The organism is Achromobacter seleniivolatilans, from assembly GCF_030864005.1.
Taxonomy (GTDB): domain Bacteria; phylum Pseudomonadota; class Gammaproteobacteria; order Burkholderiales; family Burkholderiaceae_B; genus Achromobacter; species Achromobacter seleniivolatilans.
This window is the reverse complement of record NZ_CP132976.1, coordinates 295,445-307,535: the sequence shown is the minus strand read 5'-3', so window position 1 is coordinate 307,535 and position 12,091 is coordinate 295,445. Positions and strand designations below refer to the sequence as shown.

9 protein-coding genes are annotated in these 12,091 nt (G+C 61.8%); 1 reads left to right on the top strand and 8 read right to left on the bottom strand.

Annotated elements, in window-relative coordinates; translation table 11 throughout:
* Positions 1-13 precede the first annotated feature (13 nt).
* Entirely contained in the window at positions 14-562 is a 549-nt protein-coding gene (locus RAS12_RS01400) for a MarR family winged helix-turn-helix transcriptional regulator (protein ID WP_306944717.1), read from the top strand.
* A gap of 100 nt (positions 563-662) precedes the next feature.
* Here RAS12_RS01400 and RAS12_RS01395 read toward each other — a convergent pair whose 3' ends face one another.
* The 8 genes from RAS12_RS01395 to RAS12_RS01360 all read right to left on the bottom strand — a co-directional run bounded on the left by RAS12_RS01395 (position 663) and on the right by RAS12_RS01360 (position 12,089).
* On the bottom strand, positions 663-2,366 hold the full coding sequence (locus RAS12_RS01395; protein WP_306944716.1) for an ABC transporter ATP-binding protein: 1,704 nt from the start codon (positions 2,364-2,366) through the stop codon (positions 663-665).
* A complete protein-coding gene (locus tag RAS12_RS01390; protein ID WP_306944715.1) occupies positions 2,363-3,874 on the bottom strand; it encodes an ABC transporter permease in 1,512 nt (503 codons plus the stop codon). Before RAS12_RS01390 ends, RAS12_RS01395 begins: the two co-directional genes overlap by 4 nt.
* A 5-nt stretch (positions 3,875-3,879) precedes the next feature.
* The gene (locus tag RAS12_RS01385; protein ID WP_306944714.1) at positions 3,880-4,857 is read right to left on the bottom strand and encodes an ABC transporter permease; all 978 of its coding nucleotides are present in this window, start codon (positions 4,855-4,857) and stop codon (positions 3,880-3,882) included.
* The gene (locus RAS12_RS01380) at positions 4,854-7,085 is read right to left on the bottom strand and encodes an ABC transporter substrate-binding protein (RefSeq protein WP_306944713.1); all 2,232 of its coding nucleotides are present in this window, start codon (positions 7,083-7,085) and stop codon (positions 4,854-4,856) included. The genes RAS12_RS01385 and RAS12_RS01380 overlap by 4 nt, the downstream gene beginning before the upstream one ends.
* A gap of 101 nt (positions 7,086-7,186) precedes the next feature.
* Positions 7,187-7,876, bottom strand: a complete 690-nt coding sequence (locus RAS12_RS01375; RefSeq protein WP_306944712.1) for a thermonuclease family protein — start codon at positions 7,874-7,876, stop codon at positions 7,187-7,189.
* Between the two features lie 97 nt (positions 7,877-7,973).
* Positions 7,974-8,990, bottom strand: coding sequence for a magnesium and cobalt transport protein CorA (locus RAS12_RS01370; RefSeq protein WP_306944711.1), 1,017 nt, complete (start codon positions 8,988-8,990; stop codon positions 7,974-7,976).
* Between the two features lie 65 nt (positions 8,991-9,055).
* Positions 9,056-11,170, bottom strand: coding sequence for an ATP-dependent helicase (locus RAS12_RS01365; RefSeq protein WP_306944710.1), 2,115 nt, complete (start codon positions 11,168-11,170; stop codon positions 9,056-9,058).
* 142 nt (positions 11,171-11,312) lie between these two features.
* Positions 11,313-12,089 (bottom strand): ABC transporter permease, encoded by a 777-nt coding sequence (locus tag RAS12_RS01360; protein WP_306944709.1) that lies wholly within the window; start codon positions 12,087-12,089, stop codon positions 11,313-11,315.
* Positions 12,090-12,091: the final 2 nt, after the last annotated feature.

Sequence of the window (12,091 nt, the reverse complement as noted above, 5' to 3'; positions counted from 1 at the left end):
AGGGAGCGACATCATGCTGCAACAAGAAACCATCAATCACCATGAGCATGTGACCGTGATGCCTGAATCTCGCACAAGTGGCCTGCGGCCGGGGATGCTTGACGATATCGCGCTGATGCTGGGCCGGCAGTTCTCCGTGTATAACGCGGCGTGCCAATCGGCTCTGGCGGAAAAGCTGGACATCCCCCTGGCGGATCTCAAAGCGCTGGAACTGGTGATGGAGTTTGACGCCTTGCCTACCGGGCAGCTCGCCCAGTTGATGGGCATCAGCTCAGGCGGTGCAACCGCCTTGATCAACCGGCTGGAGGCAGCAGGCTATGTGCAACGCGGCCGCCACCCGCTGGATCGCCGGATGATCGTGATACGGCCGGTGGAAGAACAGTGCCAGCACCTGGCCCAGGAACGCCAGTGGATCGCCGAAGCCGTCGTGATGATGGCTCGCCGCTACGACGCCACTGAACTGGAAACCGTACATGCCTTCCTGGCGCAATGCGTTCGCACTTTAAGGCATGACACGATGATCTGGCTGGAAACGCGCAGCGCACATCAAGACGAGCACTGAGCACGCCGCGCTAGTCAAAACCCAGGCGCGGCCAGCGTCCTGATCCGCAAGGGTCAGGACGCTTTTTTCATGGCAAGCGAATTTTCCGGCGCCGCCAGGTTCAGCCAGGATCAGGCGTTCCGAACTGCAAACGCGGCACGGCAGCGAGCAGCCGGCGAGTCAGCTCCTGACGCGGCGCGTGCAGCACAGCGTCCGCCTGCCCGAGTTCGACGATTTGACCGCCATCCATAACGGCAATGCGATCCGCCAGATATTCCACCACGCCGAAGTTGTGAGTAATGAACAGGTAGGCGATACCCAACTCGTCCTGAAGCTCGCGCAACAGGTCAAGGATCTGCGCCTGGACAGAGACATCCAGTGCTGAGGTCGGCTCGTCGCAGATCAGCACCTTGGGTTCCACCGCCAAGGCCCGGGCAATGGCGATGCGTTGCCGTTGCCCGCCCGAGAACTCATGCGGATAACGAGTCAGCGTATTGCCAGGCAGCCCCACCCGTTCGATCAGTTGCGCCGCATGCGCGGCGCGCGCCTCTTTGCTCATGCCCCGCCGCAGCGACGCCAGCCCTTCGTCCAGAATCTCGCCCACGCGCATGCGCGGGTCCAGCGATGCGTACGGGTCTTGAAAGATGATCTGAATATCCTGGCGCAAATCTCGCAGGTTGCGGCGATCGGCCGAAAGCAGATCGCGGCCTTGCAGCATCGCCCGGCCGGATATCCGCGCGCCATCAATCAGCCGCAACAGCGCCTTGCCTGTCGTGGTCTTGCCGCAGCCCGACTCGCCCAGCAGCGCCAGCGTTTCACCAGCACGCAGCGAGAAGGTCACGCCATCCACGGCTTTGACCCACGAGACAATGCGCCGCAACGGGCCTTTGCGCACGGGGTAATGCACTTTCAGATCCTGCACGTCCAGCACCACGCCGCCGGTCTCGCGCGCAGTGCGGTTGCGCGCCCGCCGGCCGTCGTCCTGCGCCATGGCCAGCCGGCCCTGCTCGGTCAATGGCACCCCGCGTTTTTCGAACGTAGGTATTGCCTCAAACAGCTGCCGCGCATAGGGATGCTTGGGTGCGCGGAAGAATTCCTCCGCGCTGGCGCTTTCAACAATTTCACCGCCGCGCATCAAGGCCACATGGTGGGCCACGTTTTTCACGACGGCCAGGTCATGGGTAATGAGCAACACGGCCATGCCCATTTCCTGCTGGATGTTGGCCAACAGATCCAACACCTGCGCCTGCACCGTGACATCCAGCGCTGTCGTCGGTTCGTCAGCAATCAGCAGCAGCGGTTCAGCCGCCAGCGCGATCGCGATCATGACGCGCTGTTTCTGCCCGCCCGAGAATTGGAAGGGATAATCATCCACGCGCCGCTCTGGCTCGGGAATGCCCACGCGGCGCAGCCAATCGATGGCTCGCGCGCGCGCCGCAGCGCCGCGCAAGGGCGTATGCGCCGCCAGCGTTTCAATGATCTGGTCGCCCACCCGCATGACGGGATTCAGGCTGGTGGAAGGCTCCTGAAAAATGATGCCGATGCGGCCGCCGCGCACGCCGCGCATGGCGCTCTCAGGCAAGCGATTCAGGTCTTCGCCGTCCAGATCGATTTGGCCGCCGACGATGCGGCCGGCATCCGGCAAAAGGCGCAGCAAAGCCAGCGCCGTGATGCTCTTGCCGCAGCCGGACTCACCCACCAGCGCAAAAGTCTGACGCTGAGAAATGGCCAGCTGCAAGCGCTTGACCGCATGCGTCATGCCGCTTTCACCGATGATATCGACGTCCAGTTCGCGCACGTCAAGCAATGGCGTGTCCTGGCTCATGGCGCGTCTCCTGATTTGGACGGTCGTGCCTCGGCCAACGCGGGCGCAGGACGGCGGCCGAATAGTCCGCCCAATCGGGCCATGCGGCTGGGTTTGTAGCGGCGCGTGCGCGGGTCGAACGCATCGCGCACCGCGTCCGCAAACAGATTGGCCGCCAGCACCAGCGCCAGCATGAAAATAAAGGCAGTCATCAGGCTCCACCAGATCATGGGGTCGCGGGACATTTCCAGCCTGGCGCCATTGATCATGGAGCCAAAGGAATTCATGCTGGGGTCCACGCCGATGCCCAAATAGGACAACACGGCTTCGTACAGCACCAGACCTGAAAATTCCAGCACCACGGTGATCAGCACAAGGTGCGCCACGTTGGGCAGCAGATGGCGCGTCATGATGCGCCAGTGCGACACGCCGAACGCACGCGCCGCCTGCACATATTCCAATTCGCGCAGCTTCAACGTTTCCGCACGCAGGAGCCGGCACAAGCCCGCCCAGCCCGTCAGCCCCAGAATCATGCACAGCAGGAACAGCCGCAGGTCCGCGCGGGCGGCAGAGGTATCAAACAGGTCCGAGTGATTGTCGATATACACCTGCATCATCAGCGCGCAGGCCGCCACCAGCAATACGCCGGGAATCGACGTGATGGTGGTGTACAGATACTGGATGGCGTCGTCGACCTTGCCCTTGAAATACCCGGCGGCAATGCCGAAGATAATGGCAGGCGGCAGCATGGCGATGGTGGTCAGGCTACCGATGACAAGCGCCGTGCGGATGCTCTTGAGCGCCTGCCACAACACGTCATTGCCGATGCGATCGGTGCCCAGCGCGTGATAACCGCTGGACAAGCCCGCCAGCGCGCCCGCCGTCAGGCACAGCACCGTAAAGGTGATGGTCATGGCGCGCCACGGCACATCGGAGCGGCCGCCCAGCAATGCTTCGGCCGCGTCGGACACCGACCCCGCGCGCTTGGCCAAGCAGGCAAACAGCACCGCCGCAGAAGCCAGCGCCACCGCCAATCCGCCGGCCAGTCCAATTCCCAGGCGCTTCAAGACATCGCCCCGATACTCGGTGGCGGGGTCCTTCAAATGCGTGGCTGCGCCGCGCAGCCGCGGATAGTCGCGCACCGGCTTGTCATCAACCAGCATCGTTTCCTTGGTGAACTGCTGCACGGCCAAGGGTTTGGAATAGGTCTTTTCCGGCCGCGTCAGCACACTGCTGGCCACAACGGCGTCCAGAGCCGATTGGATCGACGGCGCATAGTTCGGCGCGGCGTTGGCGGCTATACCGGGCGCGGGCGGCAACTGCGGGCGGTAATGCACGGAGTCCAGCAATCCAATCACGGTAAACGCAGCCAGGACAACCGCCGAGCACATGGCGGGCGTATCACGCGCGACGCGCGACCAGGTGGCCCGCAAGTTCGGGCTGCGGCGCACGTGCCAAAAGTAGGCCAGCGCGCCCAGCGCCATGAGCCACAGCGCAATATCAGTCCAGAGAAAGACAAATTTAGGCATGACGGCTACTCGAATCTGACGCGGGGGTCAGCCAGCGTGTAGGAAATATCGGCCAGGATCAGCCCCACGATATAGAGCGCGGCGCCCAAGAACACCATGGCCCGCACAATGGAAAAATCTTGCGCATTGATGGCGTCGATGGTGTAGCTGCCCAAGCCGGGAATGCCAAAAAATGATTCGGCAATCAAGCTGCCCATGAACAGCAGCGGCAAGGCTGCCACCGTGCTGGTCAGGATCGGCAGCATGGCGTTGCGCAGCACGTGCCGGAACAGCACGACGCGTTCCGCCAGCCCCTTGGATCGAGCGGTGCGCACGTAGTCCTTGCCGATTTCCTCCAGGAACAGGGTGCGGTAGAAGCGTGCCTCGGGGCCCAGCCGCGACACAATGGCGACCAGCACCGGCAAAGCCAGGAACTTCACGACATCAAGGCCGCCCGCAAAACCCGAGAACGGCACCAGCCGCATCAGTTTGGCAAAGACCCATTGCCCGGCAATGATGTAGAACAGGCTGGAAATTGACAGTAGCAGCACGCACAGCACCACGCCCCAGAAGTCCAGCCGCGTTGCCCTGAAATACACCAGCATCAGCGAAAACACGATACTGACGAAGAGCCCCAGGAAGAAGGTCGGCACTGCCAATGCCAGACTGGGTCCCATCCGGGTCTTGATTTCCCGGCCGATGTCGCGACCGCCGTCAGACGCGCCAAAGTCCATCACCAGCAATGGCACCGAGCGCTGATAGAACACGGTGTCCGTCAACTGCGCCGCGCCCTCAGCCTTGGCGTTGAAGAACAGCGGCTTGTCGTAGCCGCGTTCAACCTTCCATTTTTCAACCGCGTCCTGACTGGCGCGCTGCCCGCCAATGGCCAGGCGGGCCATGTCGTCGGGCGTATTGACCGCGAAGAACAAGACAAAGGTGAAGAGGTTCACGCCGATCAGAATCAGCACGCCGTACAGCAGCCGGCGGATGACATAGCCGATCATGATTGACGCTCCTTATTGACGGACGGGCCAAATGCGGTTTGGCGTTCGCGCCGCTTGAGCGCCACATACGACGGCCAGATCGCCAATGCAATCAGCAGTACCAGCAGGCCGATCGGCCACCAGATCGGGAAGTTCCATTCGTCTATTTTTTTCTGGCGCAGCGCCGAATCGACCTTCATGAACTGCAAGGTATTGCGCACCATTTGAGTGGGTTTGGCATTGCCGACCCACTGTTGATACGCGCCACCCGACATCGGGAAGAAGCCAAACATCCATGGCGCGTCGCGCTGCACGATGGCGACCATCTTGGAAATGAGTGCTGCCTTTTCCGGACCGTCGTCCAGAAATTTCATTTGTTCAAACAGCTTGTCGAATTCCGGACTTGCGTAATTGGCCGCGTTTTCGCCCCCGCCCTTGGCCTTGGCATTGGGACCGTAAAGCAGAAACAGAAAGTTTTCGGCGTCGGGATAATCCGCGTTCCAGCCCCACAAGAAAAGCTGCGCAGCACCACGCGTCATCTTGTCCTGGAAGCGGTTGTAATCGGTAGAGCGCAGATCCAGCTGCACGCCAATCTTGTTCAATTGCCTGCGCATCCAGTCGAATTGCGGATTCGAGCCTCCGCCCTGCATGGCGTCGTAGTACAGGACCAGCGGCGCGCCGGTCGTGGCGTTGCGCCCCTCTGGGTAGCCGGCTTCGGCCAGCAGGGCTTTGGCCACGTCAACGGACTTGCGCACGGGTTTGCCGTCCACCAGATCGTAGACAACATGGTTTACGCCTTCCGGCAGATCGCGAAAGCCCAACACCCCGGGAGGCACCGGCCCCTGAGCCACTGACGCCTGGCTGTTTTCAAACACCGCTACGTATTCTTCCCAGTCGAACACGATGCTGATGGCTTGCCGCAGTTTGCGATTTTTTTCTTCCTGCTCAGGAGTAGCGCCCTTGCCCACCACGGGGTCCAGCCAGTTGAAACCCATGTACCAGTTGGCGGTTTCAACGGTGGTCGGCAGTCTGATGCCGTGTTCCTGGTACTGCCGCGCCTTGTCCTGGCTGTCGCCTGCCGCAACCAGCATGGCCACGCCGTATTCGCCGCGTTCGAGCTGCGGCACGTCGTAATAGCCTTGCATGAACTTGCCGGTCAGCGGAATGGCTTCTTTTTCCAGGCTGAATACGGCGCGATCAATAAAGGGAGTAGGTTTGCCGCAGTCGGCCAACAGGCCCGCCGCCTTATCGCCCGGCTCCCCCTCGCAGGGGTAGCTCTCGCCGTGGAAGTTGGGGTTGCGGACCAACACGTGGCGGCGGTTCGGCAAGGACTCGGCCATCATGTAGGGGCCGGTGCCCACGGGCCAGGTATTCAAGGAAAGGTCATGCGCCGCCATGCCCGGCTGGTTATAGAAGCGGTCGGCTTCCCAAGGGATGGGGGCCGTAAACGTCATGGCCAGCCAGTATTTGAATTGCGGATACTTGCCGTTGACGCGGATGCGCAGCGTATGCGGGTCCAATGCCTGCACACCGGTAAAGCCGTCGGCCTCGCGCAGATCCAACCAAGGCAACGCGCCAGCGGGCGCATCGCGGCGCAGCGCCTGGTCGCGCTTGCGCAAGCGGTCACCGTAGTCTTTCATGCCCTGCACATGGTCGGCCATCAGGGAATAGATGGGCGAAATGACGCGGGGACTGGCCAGCCGGCGGAACGCGTAAACGTAGTCATCCGCCGTCAGCTCACGCGTGCCGGTGCGCGGAAAATCGGGAATGTAGAACTTGTCTTCCAGCTCGCCGTCGGCCAGCGGATAGTAGTCGTAGCTGCCATCCGTCTTGCGGGCAAACGCGGGATGCGGCTGAAACCGTGAACCGGGCCGGATCTTGATGTCGTAGACGCTTTCGGCAATCTGATCGCCTGGTGTGTCGGCGGGCAAGATATTGCCTTGCGCGTCCAGATACACGGGCGGGTCAATCGACTGAGCCGCCCGCGGCACCAATTCGTAGGGCCGTTTCAGGTAGTGATAGCCATACAACGTCTCATAGATGTTGTAGGTATAAGGGGTTTCGTCGACGGAATAAGAGCTGGCTGGGTCCAGGTACTTTGGCGAACGCTGAACAAATGCGGAATAGAAGGTGTTCTGGCTTTCGGCGCCCGACGGATAAGGGCTGTTGATGGGGCTTTCTTGCGAACAACCCGCCAACGCCAGCGACAGCAGCATGGCCGTCGCCCAGAGCCGCTTCAATACACGCATGGAGACCTTCCCTTCAAATCGTTGCGACAGAGAATAGCAAACGCGGGCCTGCCCCAGTATCCAGGCATCCCCCTAGCGGGACTATAGAGGCAAAGCGGGCATCAGCCGCATTGCCGTTGCCGCCAGCAGTCGTAGCGCCATTTCCAGGGCTGCACGGCCGCTTGCTGGACCCATAGACCACGCCCAGCCGCTTTCGCCTGCCGTTGCAGATCAGGCATGGCCTTGTCGCGCAGATAGTCGCCCTTGCGGGCGGTGTAGGCCCATGCGTAGCCCGCTTCTACCTGCAAGCGGTTCGCGGAGCGCCCGTCTTCCAGGATCAGGGCGCAAACGTCACGGCCATACTGGTCCTTTTCATAGCATTGGGCGGTGAGCGATTTTCCCGCTACCAGGGTTGCCAGGTTCTGACGCGAGGCCTCGGCATAGGGCTGGCCGGGCTGGTCGGCGCCATGGCCCTCTTCAGGCGCGTCAATACTGTCCATGCGGATGCGGCGCTGCCCATCCGGGGCACGCAGCGTCACGGTATCGCCGTCGGCGACGTTGACGATGGTGCCGGTCAGCGTGTAGCTGCCCTGCGGTACGCCGCCAGCCGGGGAAGCTCCAGGCCGGCCCGAAGAAGCTGGGGTAGAGGCGGACGAAGAAGGGTTGGAAGAAGCAATCGGCGGCGCGGGCCGATCAGCCGGCCGCTGCCCGTCTTGGAACCAATTGACGAGGGCGCCCGCAGCCGCCAGGATCAGGGCCACGACAAGAGCGGTCAGCTTGCTGCCGCCGCGAAAGGAAGGTTTGCCACGCACCGTCCGGGCTCCAGGTTGGAAAACGCTGGCAGTTTGCCACAAGCCTGCCCGATTTCAGCAGGCCATTACGCCAAAAACCATTGCCGCCGGCCGCCTGCTAGAGCCAGCCCGACTTACGGAAACGCCAGTACAGGATGGAACACACCGACAGGATGACGCCCAGGGTTATGGGGTAACCCAAGGGGGATTTGAGTTCAGGCATGAATTCAAAGTTCATACCGTAGATACCGGCAATCGCGGTGGGCACCGCCAGAATGGCGGCCCAGGATGCCAGTTTCCGCGTCGTGTCGTTCTGCGCAGCCTGACCGATCATCAGACTGGCTTCAAAGGCGAAGGCCAGCGACTCGCGCAGCGCATTGAACAGTTCATCCACCCGCAATACGCGGTCGGCGACTTCACCAAAATACGGCCGCGCATGTTCGTCTACCGCAGACATTTCCACCCGCGCCAGACGGCGGCTGATTTCCGCCAGCGGCGACACCACGGTGTGGATGCGCAGCAGGTCACGGCGTTGACGATATAGCCTGCGGATATCGGAATCCTTGGCGCCGCGGATCAGCAGCTTCTGTTCCGCGCCTTCAACGACCGTTTCGATCTTGCCGGCCGCCGCGACATAGCGGTCCACCATCCAATCGAGCACTTCGGAGGCCACGTAGTCGCTGCCGCGCTTGAGCAAATCTGGCGAAGCTTCCAGGCGTTCACGCAAGGGACTGTGGGCGGCCGTGGCGCCGCGGCGCACGGTGACCAAAAAACCATTGCCGATCAAAAGCTGGGTCTCGCCGAAGATTGGCCGCTCGGCCTCGACCTCGACCGTGATGGTCACGATGAGGATCATGTTGCCGTAGTCAATGATCTTCGGCCGCCGGTGCGGTTCCAGCATTTCTTCCTGGTTCTTGTCACAGGCGCCGAGTTCTCCAGCAACCCTGGACAGTAATTCTGGCGTGGGGTTGCGCAAGCCGATCCACAGCATGCTGGGATTTTCGCCATGGTCTTGGCTGACATAGCGCCCCACTTCGTCGATGGGAACTTCGCGGTCGCGCCGTCCGTTCACATACGCGATTGATGCAACGACTTCGCCCTTATGGGCCTCGGCAAAATTTTCTTCGTCGGACATGGACTACCTCTGGCAATGCGATCCCTACCGGACAACTTGTGGATTTCGACCGATGATAGCCCAGCCTAGGAGAACAGGTTGCGCACCCGCTTGGTGACATCGATACTGGGCGCTTGCGGTTGTTTGGGCTGGCCGCCGCCCGGAAGATCGGGCAAATCGGGCGGCTTGGGCAGATGATCAAACAGCGGCAACATCGCGTTCGTGATGTACCGCGTCCGAGAGCCATAAACGTGGCGGTCGCCCATGCCGGTCTGCTGATGCACATAGAAGCGTTGCGGCACGATCAGCTGCAAGCGTTCCTTGGCCCGCGTCATGGCCACGTACAGCAAGCGGCGCTCTTCCTCGATCTCCTCCGCCGTGCCGGTGCTCATGTCGGACGGAATGCAGCCATCAACCACGTTCAGCACATAGACGGCCTTCCATTCCTGCCCCTTGGCGGAATGGATGGTGGAGAGAATCATGTAGTCCTCGTCGCGCGAGGGCGCGCCCGATTCATCGCTGGTGGCGTCCGGGGGGTCCAGGGTCAGTTCGGTCAGAAAGCGTTCCCGCGACGGATACCCCGCCGACAGCCGCACCAATTGATCCAGGTCGGTCTTACGCACACGCGCATCATCATATAGCCGCTCAAGCTGGCCCGCGTACCAGCGCAGCGCCAGATCCACATCGGCCGGCCACTTCAAGGCCGGATCACACAACGCCGCATAGGTATCGGCAAATGCGCCCCACTCTTCTTGCGCCGCGGCGCCCGGTTTGAACTCCCGCAGCGCCCGCAAGGGTTCGGCGGAGGCCGACATCGCGTCCATCAGCTTGCCCGCAGTCGCCGGGCCAATGCCTGGCATCAGTTGCGCCACCCGAAAACCCGCCATGCGTCCGCGCGGGTTTTCCGCCCAGCGCAGCAACGACAGCAGGTCCTTTACGTGCGCAGCTTCCAGAAAGCGCAGACCGCCGAATTTCACGAACGGGATATTGCGTCGGGTCAGTTCCAGTTCCAGCGCCGCGCTGTGGCTGGCGGTGCGGAACAGCGCCGCCTGAGACTTCAGCGTGGCGCCGCCTTCGCGCTGCGCCAACACCTGATCGGCCACCCAGCGCGCCTGCCCGGCTTCGTCACTGACCGACACCAGTTCCGGCAATTGGGAAGAGGCTCGATCCGTCCAAAGGTCTTTGGCAAAACGCTCCGTGGCCAGCCCGATGACGGCGTTGGATGCGTTCAGAATGGGTTGCGTGGAGCGGTAGTTGCGATCCAGCGTAATAACGCGGGCAGGCTGCGGAAATTGCGCCGGAAAATCCAGAATATTGCGTACCGTGGCCGCACGGAAGGAATAGATGGATTGAGCGTCGTCGCCCACCACCGTCAGGCCGCGCCCATCCGGCTTCATTGCCAGCAGGATGGCCGACTGCAATCGGTTGGTGTCTTGATATTCGTCCACCAGCACATGATCAAATCGCGCCCCCACATCGGCGGCAATGCCGGGGTCGGACATCATCTCGGCCCAATACAGCAGCAGATCGTCGTAATCCAGCACTTGCTGGTCTTGCTTGGCCGCGACATAACCACGGAACAGGGTCTTGAGTTCGTCTTCCCATTGCGCGCACCAGGGAAAAGACGTTTTCAGCACATCGGCCACTGGCGTCTGGCTGTTGACCACGCGCGAATAAATGGCCAGACAGGTGCCCTTAAGTGGAAAGCGCGACTTGGTGGACGACAGCCCCTGTTCATGGCGAACCATGCCCATCAGGTCTTCAGCATCGCCACGATCGTGAATAGTGAAGGCTTCCGACAGGCCAATGCGCAGCGCGCAATCCCGCAGCAGACGCGCCCCGATCGCGTGAAAGGTGCCCGCCCACGGCAGCGATGGCGCTTGCTGCGATCCGCGCAGGTTCATGACCCGCTGCAAGACAGACCCCACGCGGCGGTCCATTTCTTGAGCGGCACGGCGCGAAAACGTCAGCAGCAGCATGCGCTGCGGGTCGGCGCCATTCAGGATCAGATGCGCTACGCGATGCGCCAGCGTATTGGTCTTGCCCGATCCCGCCCCGGCAATCACCAGCAACGGCCCGCCATCGCCACCCGCCCCCGCAACGCCAAACTCGGCGGCTTCGCGTTGGGCTGGGTTCAGGTCGGCCAGAGGATCGGGCCGGCTGTGGGACGGGTTGGGAGGAGACGAATTCTGATCGGACATGACGCGTAGGGGGATAGGCCGGCGGGGCGCAGCCAAGCGCGCCTGACGGGCGGCCCTGGCCCAATGACTGGTTATTTATCCAGCCATCATAGCAGTGCCGCAATCGCTGGGCTGACTGACCAACGCGGCGCCCGGCGTCCGCCTAGTGCAGCCCCAACTGGGATGCGTGCCAGCTCAGGAACCGACGCTCGGCCAGTTCGATTGCCTTGAACGACAGCACGCCCAACAGGCACAACAGCGCCAGTGCAACAAAAACCGTGGGGGTGTCGAAACTGCCTTGGGCCACCAGGATCACATGGCCAAGGCCCGATCCTCCCGCCACGAATTCGCCGACGATCGTGCCTACCAGCGCAAAAGAAATCCCCACCTTCATACCGGCAAAGATGCTGGGCAAGGCATTTGGAAAGCGGATTTTCCACAGAATTTTGGCCCGGCTGGCTTGATTCACGCGCGCCATGGCCAGCATATCGGGGTCGGCAGACTTCAGGCCCAGCACCGTATCGATCAAGATAGGAAAGATGGCAATCAGCATTGCTATCGCGATCTTTGGCGCTGATCCTGTCCCTAGCCAGATCACGAACAAGGGCGCAAGCGCCACCTTCGGCACGGCATTTAAGGCCACCAGCAGCGCGTAAAGCGTGCGGTCCAGAAATCGCGAATACACAATGCCGATAGCCGACAGAATGCCAAGCGCCACCGCCAGCGCAAAACCGAACAAGGTGGTGACCATAGTATCGACGCTTTCGCGCAGCAGATATGCGGGCGAGGCCAGAAACTGCGCGACGATCTTGCTGGGCGCTGGCAGCAGAAAGCCGCGTACGTCGAAAACGCGCACACAGCCTTCCCAGATCAGCAGCAGCACCATCGTGGTGACCAGCACTTCCCAGCGGCGCGTAATGTTGGTCCAGACCATTTTCATCG

Excerpts from the sequence above, each read along its gene's own strand:
- RAS12_RS01385 (WP_306944714.1), bottom strand. The coding sequence starts at position 4,857 with ATGATCGGCTATGTCATCCGCCGGCTGCTGTACGGCGTGCTGATTCTG.
- RAS12_RS01360 (WP_306944709.1), bottom strand. The coding sequence starts at position 12,089 with ATGAAAATGGTCTGGACCAACATTACGCGCCGCTGGGAAGTGCTGGTC.
- RAS12_RS01370 (WP_306944711.1), bottom strand. The coding sequence starts at position 8,990 with ATGTCCGACGAAGAAAATTTTGCCGAGGCCCATAAGGGCGAAGTCGTT.
- RAS12_RS01400 (WP_306944717.1), top strand. The coding sequence starts at position 14 with ATGCTGCAACAAGAAACCATCAATCACCATGAGCATGTGACCGTGATG.
- RAS12_RS01395 (WP_306944716.1), bottom strand. The coding sequence starts at position 2,366 with ATGAGCCAGGACACGCCATTGCTTGACGTGCGCGAACTGGACGTCGAT.
- RAS12_RS01390 (WP_306944715.1), bottom strand. The coding sequence starts at position 3,874 with ATGCCTAAATTTGTCTTTCTCTGGACTGATATTGCGCTGTGGCTCATG.
- RAS12_RS01380 (WP_306944713.1), bottom strand. The coding sequence starts at position 7,085 with ATGCGTGTATTGAAGCGGCTCTGGGCGACGGCCATGCTGCTGTCGCTG.
- RAS12_RS01365 (WP_306944710.1), bottom strand. The coding sequence starts at position 11,170 with ATGTCCGATCAGAATTCGTCTCCTCCCAACCCGTCCCACAGCCGGCCC.